Source organism: Halomonas pelophila (genome assembly GCF_040196315.1).
GTDB classification, from domain to species: domain Bacteria; phylum Pseudomonadota; class Gammaproteobacteria; order Pseudomonadales; family Halomonadaceae; genus Halomonas; species Halomonas pelophila.
This window is the reverse complement of the sequence record NZ_JBEGCI010000001.1, coordinates 200,405-217,243: the sequence shown is the minus strand read 5'-3', so window position 1 is coordinate 217,243 and position 16,839 is coordinate 200,405. Positions and strand designations below refer to the sequence as shown.

Annotated in this window: 11 protein-coding genes; 2 read left to right on the top strand and 9 right to left on the bottom strand. The window is 69.3% G+C overall.

Features of this window, described 5'->3' with window-relative positions; translation table 11 throughout:
- Positions 1-46: 46 nt before the first annotated feature.
- The 6 genes from ABE957_RS00985 to ABE957_RS00960 all read right to left on the bottom strand — a co-directional run bounded on the left by ABE957_RS00985 (position 47) and on the right by ABE957_RS00960 (position 6,569).
- Positions 47-1,267, bottom strand: coding sequence for a TauD/TfdA family dioxygenase (locus ABE957_RS00985; protein WP_349756775.1), 1,221 nt, complete (start codon positions 1,265-1,267; stop codon positions 47-49).
- Positions 1,268-1,365: 98 nt separating this feature from the next.
- A complete protein-coding gene (locus tag ABE957_RS00980; RefSeq protein WP_349756774.1) occupies positions 1,366-2,331 on the bottom strand; it encodes a GlxA family transcriptional regulator in 966 nt (321 codons plus the stop codon).
- Between the two features lie 130 nt (positions 2,332-2,461).
- The gene (locus ABE957_RS00975) at positions 2,462-4,069 is read right to left on the bottom strand and encodes a BCCT family transporter (protein WP_349756773.1); all 1,608 of its coding nucleotides are present in this window, start codon (positions 4,067-4,069) and stop codon (positions 2,462-2,464) included.
- Between the two features lie 177 nt (positions 4,070-4,246).
- The gene (locus tag ABE957_RS00970) at positions 4,247-4,708 is read right to left on the bottom strand and encodes a thioesterase family protein (protein ID WP_349756771.1); all 462 of its coding nucleotides are present in this window, start codon (positions 4,706-4,708) and stop codon (positions 4,247-4,249) included.
- Positions 4,708-5,664 (bottom strand): L-carnitine dehydrogenase, encoded by a 957-nt coding sequence (locus tag ABE957_RS00965; protein ID WP_349756770.1) that lies wholly within the window; start codon positions 5,662-5,664, stop codon positions 4,708-4,710. The genes ABE957_RS00970 and ABE957_RS00965 overlap by 1 nt, the downstream gene beginning before the upstream one ends.
- Positions 5,661-6,569: a beta-keto acid cleavage family enzyme gene (locus tag ABE957_RS00960; protein ID WP_349756768.1), complete on the bottom strand. Its 909-nt coding sequence runs from the start codon at positions 6,567-6,569 to the stop codon at positions 5,661-5,663. The genes ABE957_RS00965 and ABE957_RS00960 overlap by 4 nt, the downstream gene beginning before the upstream one ends.
- 312 nt (positions 6,570-6,881) lie before the next feature.
- Between ABE957_RS00960 and ABE957_RS00955 the strand changes: the two genes are divergently transcribed.
- Complete coding sequence (locus ABE957_RS00955; protein ID WP_349756767.1) at positions 6,882-7,685, top strand: ribonuclease H family protein; 804 nt, start codon at positions 6,882-6,884, stop codon at positions 7,683-7,685.
- Positions 7,686-7,848: 163 nt separating this feature from the next.
- Here ABE957_RS00955 and putA read toward each other — a convergent pair whose 3' ends face one another.
- The 3 genes from putA to ABE957_RS00940 all read right to left on the bottom strand — a co-directional run bounded on the left by putA (position 7,849) and on the right by ABE957_RS00940 (position 16,080).
- Entirely contained in the window at positions 7,849-11,529 is a 3,681-nt protein-coding gene (putA, locus tag ABE957_RS00950; RefSeq protein ID WP_349756766.1) for a bifunctional proline dehydrogenase/L-glutamate gamma-semialdehyde dehydrogenase PutA, read from the bottom strand.
- Between the two features lie 179 nt (positions 11,530-11,708).
- Positions 11,709-15,692 (bottom strand): EAL domain-containing protein, encoded by a 3,984-nt coding sequence (locus tag ABE957_RS00945; RefSeq protein WP_349756765.1) that lies wholly within the window; start codon positions 15,690-15,692, stop codon positions 11,709-11,711.
- A gap of 160 nt (positions 15,693-15,852) precedes the next feature.
- Positions 15,853-16,080 carry a DUF2835 domain-containing protein gene (locus tag ABE957_RS00940; protein ID WP_349756764.1) on the bottom strand — a complete coding sequence of 76 codons (228 nt, stop codon included), beginning with the start codon at positions 16,078-16,080 and terminating at the stop codon, positions 15,853-15,855.
- 201 nt (positions 16,081-16,281) lie between these two features.
- On the opposite strand from ABE957_RS00940, the gene ABE957_RS00935 reads away from it, so the two are divergent.
- Positions 16,282-16,824 (top strand): FlgO family outer membrane protein, encoded by a 543-nt coding sequence (locus tag ABE957_RS00935; protein ID WP_349756763.1) that lies wholly within the window; start codon positions 16,282-16,284, stop codon positions 16,822-16,824.
- The last annotated feature ends 15 nt before the right edge of the window (positions 16,825-16,839 follow it).

The following is a 16,839-nucleotide window of genomic DNA, read 5'->3' as shown; positions in this document are numbered from 1 at the left end:
CCCGGCAAGTGCCGGGGCGATCTCGTTTTCGCGTTCACCGGGGGGCTCAGGCCTCGGCGGTGACCCGCCGACGGCGCCGGGCGCGCTGGATCATGCGGTAGCGCGAGCGGATCTCGTCGCGCTCCATGTAGCAGCCCTGCAGCCAGCGGCTGCCGGTGCTGCCCTCGAAGGCGTCCCGGGCGTGCAGCAGGCGGCGGTTGTCGAAGATCACCAGGTCCCCGGGATGGTAGGTGAAGCGGATCGCGAAGGCCGGGTCGCTCAGCAGGCGCTGCAGGGTCATCAGCGCCTCGTAGGCCGGCTCGACGTCCTCGAAGGCGGTCTGCAACGGGCCGCGCAGGAAGTCGGCGATGCGCACCTCGAGCAGCTCGCCCCGGGCATCCAGGCGGATCATCGGCTCGAACCAGACGTAGTCGCTGGTCTTGGCGGTGTTGGCGTAGCACCAGCGCACCCGCGTCAGGGTCGCCCAGGCCTCGGGGTGGCGGTCGCGCAGCGCCTCGACCACGGCGAAGCCGTCGAGCATCACCGCCTGGCCACCTTCGACGCTGTTCTCCAGGCAGTGCAGCATCTGCAGGCCGGGATGGTACTCGCGGGTCGGCAGGTCAGTATGCGGCGGCAGGGCAATGGAGGTATAGGCGTTGGAATCCGGGTCCGGCTTGGCCTGGACGTTGAACAGGCCGCCGAAGTTGGTATCGCGGATCGGGCCGATGCGATGCGCGATGGCCTCCAGGGAGCCGGGTTCGGTGGGCAGGTCGCGCAGGCGCACCAGGCCCTTGGCGAGCACGCTCTCGAGCGCCGGGGCGAGGATCGCCTCCTCGGCCTCGCTGTCCGGTGCGGTGTCGAGCAGCCCGGCGGCGGAGAGGGTATCCGGGCCGGCCTCGGGGCCGCCCTGCCAGTGAGTCACCGGCACCAGCGGCGCGTCGGCGTCGTGGAGGTTGTCGTAGTCGTGGGCGCGCAGCCAGCCGGGGTGGAAGCGCAGGCGGCGATCCTCCACGGCGAAGTCCACGCAGAGCGCGCCGGCGGCGTCGATCTCGGCGCCCTCGACCTCCGGCCAGGCGGGCAGCGTGGAGAGGTCCAGGATGCGCTCGCGGGTCGCCGGGTTGACGGTGGTGTCGTCGGCGGCGTTCTCGCGCAGCCAGACGCTGTGGTAGCGGCTGACCCGGCCGTCGCTCCACTGCACCGTCACCAGGCGCGGCGTGAAAGAGACGCTCTCGAGATCGGCCTCGATGGGCCAGGCGTCGTAATCGGGGGTAAGCGGTAGCGTGGTCATGGGGTGACTCCCGTTGGCGTTGAGCATGGCCACAGGATGACAGCCGAAGCGGGACGCGATGCGACCCGATTCGACACCCACTGTGCAGGATTCGACAGTCAGCTCGGCTCGAGGCCGCGGCGCAGCTGGCTGGGCGTCACGCCATGGTGGCGCCGGAAGGCGCGGGTGAAGCTCGAGGCAGAGGCGAAGCCGCTGGCCAGGGCGATCTGGGTGACCGGGTGGCGCGTCTCGCGCAGCAGCCGGTGGGCGTGGGCCAGGCGGCGCTCCACGTAGAAGCGCTGGGGCGAACAGGCCAGGTCCCGCTCGAAGAGGCGCTCCAGGCGGCGCCAGCCGAGCCCCAGCTCGTCGGCCAGCGCGCGGATGCTCAGCGGCGCCTCCAGGTGATCCTCCATCAGCACGATGGCGCGATGGAGCAGCGGGTCGAGGCCCTGGCCAGGCAGGCCGCGCTGGCGGCTCGCCGGCCGGCGGCCCTGGTGGTGGACGAGCTGCTCGCGGACCCGATCGGCCAGGTCGTCGCCGTGTCGCCGCCGGATCAGGTCGAGGCTCATGTCGATGGCCGCGCTGCCGCCGGCGCAGGAGAAGCCGCTCGGCGTGACCTCGAAGACCGACTCCACCGCCTCGATGTCGGGGAAGCGCTCGCGAAACTCCGGCAGGCTCTCCCAGTGCAGGGTCACCGTCTGGTCGGCGAGCAGGCCGGCGGCGGCCAGCACGAAGCAGCCGGTGTCCATGCCGCCCAGGGTGACGCCGTGCGCGGACCGCTCGCGCAGCCAGTCGAGCAGCGCGGCGTCGACGGCGGCGTCCGGGGCGAAGCTCGCGCAGACCGCCAGGCTCGGTGCCAACGGCGCGTTCGAAAGGCTAACGTCGACCGCCAGGGTCATGCCGTTGGAGGCCTCGACCGGCCCGCCGTCGCGGCTGACCAGGTCCCACTGGAAGAGCGTCTGCCCGCTGATGCGGTTGGCAATGCGCAGCGGCTCGATGGCCGAGAAGAAGGCCACCATGGCGAAGCGCGGCAGCAGCAGGAAACCGAGACGCTCCGGGGAGGACGCGGGGGGCTTCAGTCGCATGGAGTACCTGGCAAGAGGGAATCGGGATCGAGCGCCGATTGTAGGCGGCCGGGACGGTGCAACGAAAGCGGCCGAGATCCCGGGGGATCTCGGCCGCCTTCTTCGACCCGCGCGTGAACGCGGCGTCGGGTTACCGGTGCTGGGTCGCCCCGATGCGGCGACGCGACTCGCGGAAGAGCGAGACCAGCACGCCCGCGGTCATCACCAGGATCACCACGCTCAGCGGCAGGGCCGCGGCGATCAGCGCGGTCTGCAGCGCCTTGAGGCCGCCGGCCATCAGCAGCGCCGCCGCCACCAGGCCGATCACCACGCCCCAGAACACGCGGAAGCGCTGCGGCGGCTCCTCGTTGCCCAGCGACAGGATGGTGGTCAGCACCAGGGTGCCGGAGTCCGAGGAGGTGACGAACCAGCTCATCAGCAGGAACACCATCAGCGCCGAGAGCACCCAGCCGAAGGCCCCGGTGCCGGCGATGCCGTCGGCGCTGGCGAACAGCGCGGCGGGCAGGTTCCAGGCGTTGACCAGTTCGATGATGCCGCCGCTGCCCGGGCCGCCGGCGGCGGTGAGCTCCTGGTGCAGGGCGTTGCCACCGAAGATGATCAGCCAGACGAAGATGATCATCGTCGGCACCAGCAGCACGCCGAGCACGAATTCACGCAGCGTACGGCCGCGCGAGATACGCGCGATGAAGATGCCAACGAACGGCGCCCAGGCCAGCCACCAGCCCCAGTAGAAGATGGTCCAGCCCTGCTGCCACTCGGTGGTGCCGGGGTCGTCGGCGAACCACAGCCCCATGGGGATGAAGTTGATGGCGTAGTCGAGCACGGTCTCGCCGAAGGCGCCGATCAGCCACAGGGTCGGGCCGCCGATCAGGAAGGTCGCGACCACGGCCACCGAGACCCAGATGTTCATCTCCGAGATGATCTTGATGCCGCGCTGGACCCCGGAGACCGCCGAGATGACCGACACCGCCGAGATGGCGGCGATCAGCACCAGCTGGGTATTGAGCCCCGGGTCGGTGCCGACCAGGCGCTCCAGGCCCACGGCCATCTGGCTGACGCCGAGCCCCAGCGAGGTGGCGACGCCGAACACGCAGCCGAGCACGCCGAGGATATCCACGGCGTGGCCGATGGGGCCAAAGATACGCTCACCGATGAACGGATAGAGCGCCGAACGCAGCGCCAGCGGCAGGCCCTTGCGGTAGGCGAAGTAGGCCAGCGACATGCCGACGATCACGTAGATCGCCCAGCCGTGCAGTCCCCAGTGGAACACCGAGACGCGCAGCGCATCGATGGCGCGCTCGTGGTTCATGGCGGCGGCGCCGGCCATGTCGGCATGGGGGTTGTTGGGGTAGCCGAAGGCACCGGTGTTGTCGAAGTAGAAGATCGGTTCGGCGACGCCGAAAAACAGGATGCCGATGCCGATGCCGGCGGAGAACAGCATCGAGAACCAGGCGAAGTTGCTGAAGTCGGGCCGGCTGTCATCGGGTCCCAGGCGCACGCTGCCATGGCGGCTGAGCACGATATAGGCGCAGACCACCAGCAGCAGCATCACGGTGATCAGGTAGTAGCCGCTGAAGGTGGTCTCGATCCAGGCACGCGTGGTGCCGAACAGGCCGCTGGCGAGGTCCGGCATCACGCCGGTGAAGAGCACGAAGCCGAGCACCAGCAGCGCGGCGGTGATGGTCATGCCCTTGTGCATGCCGCTGAAGAAGCCGTCCTGGGACAGTTCGGTGACCATGTAGTCGGTGGAGGTCTCGACCTCATGGCTGGCACGGCGTGTCGGCGGAGTGGGGGGAGTTGGAGTAGTGATAACGTCGTCCTCTTGAGCCGGGCCTCGGGCCGGCGATCCCGTTAACCGCCCGGCGTCGGCCGGGCGGTACCTCATTGTTATTCTTGGCGTCGGTGCCGAAGACGCTCAGCGCTTGGCGGGCAGCCCGATGCGACGGCCGGCGAGTTCCGGCCAGTCGCCCTCGGCGGCGGCGGGCAGCGTCTCGATGACGCCGGCCACGGCCTCCGGGAAGGGCGCCGGGCGGCCGGCGTCGCTGTCGATGCCCATCAGCATCTGCTCGCTGGTGGCCAGCAGCGTGCCCTCGCTGTCGTGCATCGTGAAGAACACGTGCAGACGCTTAGCATCGCGCGCCAGCACCGTCACCTCGACCGACAGCGGCTGGCCCTCGTGGACCTCGCGGCGATAGCAGAGGTGCGTCTCCAGGGTGTAGAGGGTGTAGCCATGGCGCGCCCGACCGGCCTCGTCGAGGCCGATGGCGTCCATCAGCGCCTCCACGCCCAGCGAGAACACCCGCGCGTACTCGGCGTCGTTCATGTGGCCGTTGTAGTCGACCCACTCCGGGGCGACGCGGACTTCCATCAGGGCCATCAGATGCGCCCTTCCAGGCCTTCGGCCTCGGGCCAGTACTTCTGCACCAGGCCGAGCAGCTCGACCAGGAAGTCGTCGCGGCGGCGATCGAGCTCGGCGACCGGACGGCCGGCGGCCTGGTACTCGCAGCCCTCGACCACCTTGTCGATCAGCTCATCAGTGAGCTCCGGGGCCTCGAGCTTGGTCCAGGGCAGCTTCAGCGCCGGGCCGAACTGCTCGAGCATGTGGCGCATGCCCTGCTCGCCGCCGGCCAGGTGGAAGGTCAGGAAGGTGCCCATCAGCGACCAGCGCAGGCCGCAGCCGTAGACCACGGCGGCATCGATCTCTTCGGTGGTGGCCACGCCATCGTTGACCAGGTGCAGCGCCTCGCGCCACAGCGCCTCCATCAGGCGGTCGGCGATGTGCCCCTCGATCTCGCGCTTGACCACCAGCGGGCGCATCGCCAGCCCCTGGTAGAGCGCCTGGGCGGCGTCAGTAGTCGCGCTGGTGGTGGCTTCGCCGCCCACCAGTTCGACCAGCGGCAGCAGGTAGACCGGATTGAAGGGGTGGGCGACGATCACCCGGCCCGGAACCTTGGCGCAGTCGCGCTGCAGATCGGTAGGCTTGAAGCCCGAGGTGGAGGAGCCGATGATCGTGTCCGGCGCAGCCGCGGCGTCAAGCGCAGCGAGGATCTCGCGCTTGAGCTCGAGGCGCTCGGGCACGTTCTCCTGGATGAGGTCGGCGCCTTCCACGGCGGCCTCGAGGCTCGCGGCGAAGCGCAGCCGCTCGGGGCTCGCCCCCTCGGCCAGGCCCTGCTTCTCGAGCGAGCCCCAGGCGTTGTCGACGAAGGCACGGGTGCGCGCCTCGGCGCCCTCGGCCGGATCGAAGGCGACCACGTCCCAGCCGCGGGCCAGGGCCCGGGCGATCCAGCCGTTACCGATGACGCCGGTGCCGATGACGGTCAGCTGCTGGCTCATGCTTCACCTCCCATGATCTTGCCGGTCTTGGGGTCGCGCAGCTTGAGGTGCGCGCGGGTCTCGGCCGGGGTCATGATGCGACCGCCGAGGTTCTCGATGATGGTGCCGGCCTTCTCGACCAGGCCGCCGTTGGTGGCCATCACGCCCTTCTCGAGGTAGAGGTTGTCCTCCAGGCCGACCCGGGCGTGGCCGCCGAGCAGCATCGCCTGGGCGACCATCGGCATCTGGTGACGGCCGATGCCGAAGGCCGCCCAGTTGGCGGTCTCGGGCAGCTTGTTGCGCATCGCCAGCATGGTCTCGGTGTCGGCCTCGGCGCCCCAGGGAATGCCCAGGCAGAGCTGGAACAGCGGGTCGCCGTCGAGCAGGCCTTCCTGCTGCAGCTGGCGGGCGAACCAGACGTGGCCCAGGTCGAAGCACTCGAGCTCGGGCTTGACGCCGGCGGCCTGCACCAGGCGAGCATGCTCGCGCAGCCAGTCGGCGGTGTTGACGTAGACCATGTCGCCGAAGTTGAGGCTGCCGCAGTCCAGGGTGCAGAGCTCGGGCAGCAGCTCGCCCACCGGGGCATGGCGCTCGGCCGGGGTCTGGATGTCGGTGCCCGGGCCGCCGCGGGTCGGATCCTCGACGTCCGGCACCCAGTCGCCGCCGCCGCCGGCGGTGATGTTCATGACGATGTCGACGTCGGCCTCGCGAACGCGCTCCATCACCTCGCGGAAGTGCTCGGTGGAGTGGCTGATGCCGCCGGTCTCGGGGTCGCGCACGTGGATGTGGGCGACGCTGGCGCCGGCGCGGGCGGCCTCGATGCAGTTGTCGGCGATCTGCTGCGGCGTGACCGGGACATTGGGGTTCTTGCCGGCGGTGTCGCCAGCGCCGGTGACGGCGCAGGTCAGGATGACGTTGCGGTTCATGGTCGACCTCCAGGGGTTATAGGATGGGAATGGCGACAGTGTGGGGGCATCCCACCCGCTTGATTCGACTTAAAGCGACATTAAATACACACAAAGCGACATTACTGCCCGAAAATCACCCGCCAGAGCCAGGGCGGCGCAGCGAGCTCGGCAGCTCGCGCGCCCCTCCCGTAGAATGAGCGGCGTCGCGACGGCGCGACTCGCCGCGTGCCGATCGTCATGCCGAGCGAGGGCGAACGACGGTCCTTCTGGATCGCGTGCGGCCAGCCTCAGCCCTTATCGATACCGAGCCACACCACCACGGAGCGCCGCATGGCAGCACGGAAAGGCCCCAAGTCCTATGTCGTCTGGGTCGGGCGACAGACCGGCATCTTCAGCAGCTGGGACGAGTGCAGTCGCCAGGTGAAGGGCTACCCCAAGGCCCGCTACAAGTCCTTCCCCTCCCGCGAGGAGGCCGAGGCCGCCTTCGCCAAGGGGCCGGGCGGCGCCGCGCCCGCCAAGCGGCCCAAGGCCTCGGGCGAGGCCGCCTCGACGCCATCGAGGGGCGCTGCGCGCCCGCGCCAGGCGGCGCCGGCCCGCGATGAGCCGGCCCAGCGCTTCGATATCGAGATCTACTGCGACGGCGCCTGCGAGCCCAATCCCGGCGATGCCGGCTCGGGCATGGTGGTCTACCGCGAGGGGGCGCTGGCCGAGCTCTGGTATGGGCTGCACAACCCCCAGGGCACCAACAACACCGCCGAGCTCAATGCCTTTCATCAGGCGCTGCGAGTGGCCGAACAGGAGATCGCCCGGGGCGCCTCGGTGCGCATCCACTGCGACTCCACCTACACCATCAACGCCATCACCAAGTGGGCCGGCGGCTGGAAGAAGCGCGGCTGGAAGAAGGCCGACGGCCAGCCGATCAAGAACCCGGAGATCATCCAGCCAACCCACGCCCTCTTCGAGCGTCTCAAGGCGAAGGTCGCCATCGCCCACGTCAAGGGCCACGCCGGGGTAGAGGGCAACGAGCTGGCCGACCGGATGGCGATGTACGGCGCCGACCAGCAAGAGCCCGCGTTCACGCGCTACCAGGGCAGCCACGCCGTGGCCGAGGTGCTCAAGCTCAAGCGGGGCTGACGGCGTCAGCGGCACGCCGCATGCCGCCGCTGCGCGGCGGTTCGCGATGGCGAGCATCGCTCCCACACATCGCTGGCGTCACCAGGGGCTGCGAAACATCCAAAAAAAGGGCCTGCGACGATGTCGCAGGCCCTTTCGATTTCCTACCGGTCGATCCGTGAGCCTACTCGGCCGTGGCCAGCAGGCTGGCGTTGCCGCCGGCGGCGGTGGTGTCGATGCAGAGGTGGCGCTCCACCGCGTAGCGCTCCGGCGCGACGGTCTGGGTCTCCAGCGGCACGATGGCCCCCTCGCGCTCGGCCAGCGCCAGGCGCAGCTCGCGGGTCCAGTCGCTGCTGCCGGCGGCGGCCACTGCCACGATGCCCTCGACCGCGGTCAGCGTATCGGCCGAGACGCGACCATCGAGCCCGGCGACCGGCGCCCCGGCACCCTGCAACGGCTGTACGGCCTCGGCCGCCCCCGGGGCGACGATCAGCGCCGGGCAGCCGGCGCCGAGCGCCTGCACCGCCTGGGCGACGGCGATCTCCAGCGTCGGGCCGAGGCAGAGCACCGGCCCCTTGGGATACATCGCCAGCCGGTTGCTCTCCCCGGTCGGTCCCGGCAGCGTCTGCGGCGTCATGTCCAAGGACGCGGCCTCGGCCAGCGCCTTGCGGATCACGCCGCGCTTGCCGGAGAGCGCCCGGCGCAGCACCTCGACCCGATCGGGCCGCGCCGCCCAGTTGCGCGAATCGAGCCCGTCGAGGGCCGACTGCAGATCACCGAGCGACACGGCATCGCCGGTCGGGGCATCAAAGCGCTCGGCCTCGGCGGTACGGCGAAAGCGGGTGACGTAGAGCGGCCCGCCGGCCTTGGGTCCGGTGCCCGAGAGCCCCTCGCCGCCGAAGGGCTGGGAGCCGACGATGGCGCCGATCTGGTTGCGGTTGACGTAGACGTTGCCGACGTGGATCCGCTCGACGATCTGCTGCACGCGATCGTCGATGCGGGTATGCAGGCCGAAGGTCAGGCCGTAGCCCTTGGCATTGATCGCATCGACCACCTCGTCGATCTCGCGCGCCTTGAAGGTGGCCACGTGCAGCACCGGCCCGAAGATCTCGCGCTCGAGGTCATCGATGCCGCCAACCTCGACCACCGCTGGGGTGACGAAGGTGCCCTCCTTGGGCGCGGGCAGGGTCTTGAGCAGCTTGCCGGCCTTGCGGGCCTTCGCCACGTAGGCGTCGATATCGGCCTGGGCCTCGGCGTCGATCACCGGCGAGACGTCGGTGTCGGTGTTCCACGGATCGCCGATCACCAGCGCGTCCATGGCGCCGTCGAGCATGGTCAGGAGCCGCTCGCGCGCCTCCTCCTGGACGTAGAGCATGCGCAGCGCCGAGCAGCGCTGGCCGGCCGACTGGAAGGAGGAGATCAGGATGTCGCGCACCGCCTGCTCGGTCAGCGCGCTCGAATCCACGATCATGGCGTTGAGCCCGCCGGTCTCGGCGATCAGCACCGCATCCGGGCCGGCGTTCTTGGCGAGGGCCTTGTGGATGATCTGCGCCACCTCGGTCGAACCGGTGAAACAGACGCCGGCGATGCGCGGGTCACTGGTCAAGGGACCACCCACCGTCGGCCCGTCGCCGGGCAGCAGCTGCAGCGCCGCCTCGGGCAGGCCGGCCTCGCGCATCAGCTCGACGGCCCGGGCGGCGATCAGCGGGGTCTGCTCGGCGGGCTTGGCGAGCACGGCGTTGCCGGCCCCCAGGGCGGCGGCGATCTGGCCGGTGAAGATCGCCAGCGGGAAGTTCCACGGGCTGATGCAGACGAAGAGGCCGCGGGCACTGCCGGGCTCCTCGGCCTCGAGCCGCTCGCTCTCGTTGGCGTAGTAGCGCAGGAAGTCCACCGCCTCGCGCACCTCGGCGATGCCGTCGAACATCATCTTGCCGGCCTCGCGGGTGGCGATCACGGTCAGCTCGGCGATGTGCTCCTCGTACAGATCGGCGGTGCGGCGCAGCACCTCGGCGCGCTCGGCGGCCGGGCGCGCCGACCACTCCTTGAAGCCATCCTCGGCGGCATCCAGCGCGGCGGTCACCTCCTCCGTGGTCGCCTCATGGACCTGGCCGACCACCCGCGAGGTGTCGGCGGGCGACAGGGCATCGCGCGCGGCTCCTTGGGGAGCAGGCCCTCCGGCGAGCATCGGCCCGGCCGTCCAGGTGGTATCGGCGAAGGTCTCCCGCGCCGCCAGCAGCGGCCGGATCGAGGCCGGCTCGTTGATCCGATAGCCCCGGGAGTTCTTGCGCTCCGGGGCGAACAGCTCGCCGGGCTGGCGGATCGACGGGCTGGCGATGGCATCGCCCAGGCGCTGCATCTCGGCCACCGGATCCTTGGAGACCTCGCTCGGCGGGATGGTGTCGTCTACCACCTGGTTGACGAACGAGGAGTTCGCGCCATTCTCCAGCAGGCGGCGCACCAGGTAGGCCAGCAGGTCGCGGTGCGCGCCGACCGGGGCATAGATGCGGCAGTGCGTGCCCTCCGACTGCTTGACGATATGGTGCAGCGACTCGCCCATGCCGTGCAGGCGCTGGAACTCGTAGCTGTCCTTGTCGTCGCCCCCCATAGCGATGATGGCGGCGCAGGTATGGGCGTTGTGGGTCGCGAACTGCGGGTAGATGCGATCGCGCCGGTCGAGCAGCATCTGCGCGCAGGCCATGTAGCTGACGTCGGTGTTGACCTTGCGGGTGAAGACCGGGAAGGTCTCGACGCCCATCTCCTGGGCCAGCTTGATCTCGGTGTCCCAGTAGGCGCCCTTGACCAGGCGCACCATGATCTTGCGGTCGAAGCGCTCGGCCATCTCATGGAGGGCCTCGATCATCGGCGCGGCGCGGCGCCCGTAGGCCTGCACCACCACCCCGAAGCCGTCCCAGCCGGCGAGGCTCGGATCGGAGAGCAGCTCCTCGATCACGTCCAGCGAGAGGTCCAGGCGGTCCTGCTCCTCGGCATCGATGTTGAAGCCGATATTGGCCTTGGCCGCCTGCTTGACGAGCTCCCGGGCGCGCGGCACGAGGTCGCTCATCACGGTGTCGCGGTGGGTGTATTCATAGCGCGGATGCAGCGCCGAGAGCTTCACCGAGATGCCGGGGCTGCCGCGCACGTCGCCCTTGGCCTGCTTGGCGATGGCGGCGATCGCCTTGGCATAGGCCTCATGGTAGCGCACCGCATCCTCATCGGTCCGCGCCGCCTCGCCCAGCATGTCGTAGGAGTAGGTGTAGCCCTGCTTCTCGAGCTCGCGGGCGTTCTTAATGCCCTCGTCGATGGTCTGGCCGAGCACGAACTGGCGGCCGAGGATCTTCATCGACTGGCCCACCGCGGTGCGCACCACCGGCTCGCCCATGCGACGCACCAGGCCGCGCAGCGCGCGCACCGGCCCCTTGGGATCGTCGTCGAGCACCTTGCCGGTCAGCATCAGCGCCCAGGTCGAGGCGTTGACCATCGACGAGGAGGACTTGCCGAGGTGCGCGCCCCAGTCGGAGGGTTCGATCTTGTCGTGGATCAGGTCGTCGATGGTCTCGGCGTCGGGCACGCGCAAGAGCGCCTCGGCCAGGCACATCAGGCCGACGCCCTCGGCGGTGGAGAGCCCATATTCGGCCAGGAACGACTCCATCATGCTCGGCGAGGTTTCCTTGCGCACCCGCGCCACGTAGTTGGCGCCGGCCTCGGCCACCCGTCGGCGCTCCTCGTCCGACAGCTGGATACGCTCGACCAGCGCCTTGAGCACCTCGGCCTCGTCGGCCGCATAGTGGGCGCGGATCCGCTCGCGCAGCTCGCTCAGGTTGCCATGGTCATTGCCGTCTAGACCTCTGATTGCTTCATTCACCATCAATTCTCCTGCCGCTGCGACGGGACTCGCGGCCGGTATCCCGGCCCGGCGGCCGTCGCCATTGTTGAAAGCCATCCCTTAAGCGTAGGCGTCATGACGCGCCTTGCATAAGCCACCGCAAGGCGCGTATCGACACTGAGTTAACGCTCGCGAGGAGGCGGCGCCTCCGCGGGCCCCGGCTAGTGGTCGACCGAGAGCGGACGATGCTCGGCGAGAAAGCCGATGAGCGACTCGAGCGGCATGGGACGGGCTAAGTAATATCCCTGGAAGAGATCGCAGCCATGGGCCGACAGCAGCTGATGCTGCTGCTCATGCTCGATACCCTCGGCGACCACCTTGAGCCCGAGATGATGGGCCATGGAGATGATGCCCTGGATGATCGCCGCGTCCTCCGCGCTGTTGGCGACCTCGCTGACGAAGCTGCGATCGATCTTGACCCGGTCGATGGGCAGGTTCTTGAGGTAGCTGAGGCTGGAGAAGCCGGTGCCGAAGTCGTCGATGGCGACGCCCACGCCCATCGTCCTCAGGGCATGCAGGGTCGCGATGGCGCCCTCGGTATCGTCCATCAGGATGCCCTCGGTCAGCTCCAGCGACAGCTTGGGCGCCGGCAATCCGATGACCGCCAGGGTCTCGCGCAGGTTGCCGAGAAAGCTCGCGCGGTGGAACTGCAGCGGCGAGAGGTTGACCGCGACGTTCAGGCTGCCCTGCCCCACCCCGTCGAGCTGGCGCAGATCCCGGCAGGCCCTGGCCAGCACCCACTCGCTGATCGGGATGATCTGTCCCGTCTCCTCGGCCAGGGGAATGAACTGGGCGGGTGAGACATAGCCGCGCACGGGGTGGGGCCAGCGGAGCAGCGCCTCCACGCCCGCCACCTTCCCATCGCGATCGATCAGCGGCTGATAGTGGAGCTCGAAGGCTTGTGCCTCGATCGCTTCCTGGAGCTCGTTACGCAGCGCTACGCGATCGCCCGCTCGGTGGATGATCTCGGGGGTGAACCACTGGCAGGCGTTGCGCCCCTGCTGCTTGGCCCGGTACATGGCCATGTCAGCCTGCTGGATGAGTTCGAGGGGCTGGGCAATCTCGGCGCTGCTGACGGCGATGCCGATGCTGCACGACAGCGAGAGCTCATGTTCGCCGACCCGATAGGGGCGAGCCACGATCGACAGCAGGCGATTGGCCACCTCCATCGCCTGCCCGCCGTCGTGCAGGTCCGGCAGCAGCACCACGAACTCGTCGCCGCCCAGGCGCGCCAAGGTATCGCCCGGCCGCATCGCCTCCGACAGGCGCTGCGAGACCCCGCGCAGCAGCTCATCGCCGACGGCATGCCCAAGGCTATCGTTGATTGGCTTGAACTCGTCGAGGTCGAGGAAGAGCACCGCCAGCCGCTTGCCCTGACGCCTGGCCAGCTCGACGTCGTGAACCAGCCGGTCCTCGAGCAGCGTGCGATTGACCAGTCCCGTCAGGGCATCATGGCCGGCGTGATAGGCTAGATGCGCCTCGTAGGCCTTCTGCTCGGAGATATCGTGCTGGATGCCCACGTAGTGGGTGACGCGCCCCTGCTCGTCGCGCACCGGGGAGATATAGAGATCGTTCCAGAACGGCGTACCGTCCTTGCGATAGTTGCACAGGGTGACGTGCACCTCGCGCTGTTGCGCCAGTTCGCGGCGAATCTTCTGCACGGCTGCCGGATCGGTCTCACTGCCCTGCAGGAAGCGCGCATTCCGGCCGATCAGCTCTTCCCGGGCATAGCCCGTCATGCGCTGGAAGGCGTCGTTGGCATAGATGATCGGCAGGCCGGGCACGCCCGCATCGGCGATCAACACGCCGTTGACGCTGGCCTCCACGCCGCGCTCCAGGATCCTCAGTCGGGTCTCGTACTCCCGCCGCTGGGTGACGTCCTTGGCGATGCCGTAGATGCCCGTGATGCGCTCATCGACCACCACCGGCAGCGTGGTGAGATCCAGCCAACGTAGCGTGCCGTCGCGGTGGGGCACCTGCAGCTCGAAGCGGCGGGGCTCTCCGGCCTCCGCGAGCGTGAACGTCTGCCGCAACTCCGTCAGGTCCTGGGGCTGCAGGAATTCGGAAAAGTGGCTGCCCAGCAGCGCGTCGACGGCATAGCCGGTCAGGGCCGCGCAGTTGTCGTTGGCGGTGACGAAGTGGCCCTGCAGGTCCATGGAGAACACCGCCTCCGGGTTGTAGGTAAACAGCGACCGATAACGCTGCTCGCTCTCCCACAACGAGCGCCGATCCTGGGCGCGCTCCATGGCCAGGGCCACCAGGTCCACGGCCTGGACGATGCGCTCGAGCTCGCTGCTGCCCGGCGCCGCCGGGCGTCGGTAGTAGGTGGCGAAGGTGCCCAGCAGCCGACCATCCCGGGAGAGCACCGGGTAGGACCAGCAGGCCCTGAGCCCCTCGCTTTCGACCAGATCGATAAATCTCGCCCAGCGGGAATCCCGGGCGAGATCCTTGCAGATCACCAGCTCACGGCGGTGGGCGGAGCTACCGCAGGCGCCGATATCCGCGCCGATGGCCACCGCGGCGATCGCCTGTCGGTAGGCCGCCGAGAGGCGCTGGCCCGCGACCAGATGCAGCCAGCGCCCCTCGTCGTCGGCCTGCATGATCGAGCAGATCCCGCCCTGTAGCTGGGCTTCCAGCATCCGGCAGATGGCCTCGAGCGTCTGGTCGAGGGGCGCCTCCTCGACGATCATCGCCTGGATGGTCTGCTGCTGCTCGAGCTGTTCCCGCGCCGCCATCAGCGCCCGGGAGCGCCCTACCACCAGGCGCACCATGCCCAGGCTGAAGACCAGCAGATAGCTCAGCGTCAATCCGCCCATCGCCACGGCCGAGGGCATCATGCCGGCCTGCAGTCCCTTCATTCCGGGCCAGACCTGCACGGAGGGGCTGAGCATCGTCCCCCCCGGAAGCCCCATGTGGCGGGCCGCCAGGGCCGGCGCGTCTGCCACCTCGCCCGCGACCCGCCCCGTTCCGGCCAGGGCGGTGAGCACCTCGCCGTCGCGGGCGAGGCTCAGCTGGAAGTCATCCAGCTGGACGCGCAGCTCGCGATCCAGGAGGGTGGCCATGTCCATCACCGCCACCAGCTGCTGGTCGCGGCGCGGAAGGGCGATCGCCAGGATCGCCAACCCCGGCGCCGCCTGGTCGGGCACCATCATGCGGGGTTCGGGAAAGGGCAGGCTCAGCCAGTCGCCGACGCGCTCGTCCTGGGTCCGCCGCGTCAACCAGCGCCGCGCTTCGTCGCTGCGCGCCTGCTGCCAGCGCCAACCACGACGCTCATCCAGCAGACCGATGACCTCGAGGCTGGGGATGTCACGCAGGTAGTTGGCCGCGTCGCGGATCGGCGCGGCGGCCTCATGCCCCGCTGCCGAGGCATCCAGGCGCTCGGCCATGCGCTGCATCAACCTCAGGTGAGAGTGCATCAGCTGATCGGCATTGAGGCGGACGTTGTCGAGCAGATGCTCCGCCTGCTGGTGCACGCGCTGCTGCTGCTGACCGCTGAGCAGATACCACGCCAGGCTGCTGACCAGGACACCGGCGAGGCCGGCCATGACCGCCGAGCGCCCCAGCTCGAGGGGCGACGAGTCCCGCCTGGCGCTGACCGCCAGCATGGCCGTGCCATAGAGCAGCGCGAACGGCACCACCAGCCAGGGAGAGGCGCTGATCTCCCGCAGGCCCAAGCCACCGGCCGGCGCGAGAAGCCTCACGCCGAGCACCAACAGGCCATAGCCCAGCAGCAGCAGCCCGGCCATCCGCCATAGCCGCCGCAGCTCGGGGCGTCCGCCCCCCACTGAGACGCAAAAGGCCGCCATCGCCATCATGGCGGCCGACCAGGAGGAGACGCGTGCGCCACCCGACAGCCAGGAGACGCCCACCTGGCTGCCGCCAAGCATGAGGTTGTGCGCCAGGGTGTAGAGCATCAGGGCCAGCAGCGCGACACCGGCGACCAGGCGCACTCGCCGCCACTGCTGCACCACGCCCAGCAGGCCGCCACCACCGAGCAGGGTGGCCAGGGCGGCATCCGGCATCAGCAGGGTGGGCGTGAGGGCGAGCCACCACTGCACCATTCCGACCAGCCCCATCAGCACGAAGGCCGCCGAGACCATCAGCAGCCAGCTATCCAGGGCGATATCGCGGGTCTTGAAGGGCATGGCGGTGTGCTCCCTGCACGTGGCAACGATTGGCCTGGCGTGGCGCCATCCATCGCCACCCTGTCCTGATGACTCAAAGGATGAGGGGATTTTCGCCGGGGTACCAGTTTCCGGCCTCATTCATTGGGAGAAGACACCGCTGTTCGGCAGCGCTGGCTGCTCAGGGCGCCCCAAGCCGGTGGATCGCGCAGAAGCGCCCGGCCTCGGTGAAGGTCAGCCGGAAGCGCCCGTGCACGCCGTCGCGAGTCACCACGCGCCGCAGCGCCTCGGCGGGAAACACCACCCGGCGGCCGTCCAGGCTGCGGGTCTGCACCTGAGCCACCTGCCCGGTGTAGTGCGCCAGACAGGCGTCATGGGAAAGCTCGATCACCACGTCGATACTGGGCATGGGGGTTCCGCTGGCGTGTCGCTCACACTGGGTTTACTAATACTCTACCACTCCTGCCCCGCCAGCGACGTTGGCGCCTGATCGCCCCGCGAGGCCAGCCGGAGGGCCGGGCATGAGCCATGGCCTCTCCTTCGATCGCCTTCAAGTTCCCGGGTGATCCGCCGAAGAAGGGAGCGATATCCTCTCGGGAGATGCCTGATCATGCTCAACCCCCTGCGCCTGGCCTGCCTGCTGCTGCTCCTGCTGCTGAGCCTGACCGGCTGCGCCCATCATGAGCGCGCGCTCTACAACGCGCCGCCCGCCCCGGGGCTGGACGAGGCCCTCGATGTGGCCATGCAAGAGATGGTCGAGACGTTTCCCGAGCTCACCGAGCAGGGCCCGATGATCATGGCCTCGTTCATCGACGTGAAAGGCACGGGGGGCTCGACGGCGTTCGATCGCATCGCCGCGGAGCTCTCGGCCGCGGCGCTGGCGCGGGCCGGCATGACGGTGCGCGAGGTGCTGCTCGACGGCGGACAGCTGCTGATCATGGAGGGCAACGACGGCCTGCTGACGCGCCGGGTGAGGCGCCTGGGGGCCAGCGCGGGCGCTCGGACGATGCTGCTCGGCACCTATGCCCACGGCCAAGAGCGTCTCTTCCTGGCACTTCGCGTGGTGGAGCTGCGCACTGATCGGGTGCTGGCGAGCCGCGGCCTCTCGCTGGGTCTCGACGGCGACCTGCAGCGGCTGCTGCGCTCTCGTTAAACCCTCGTTAAACCC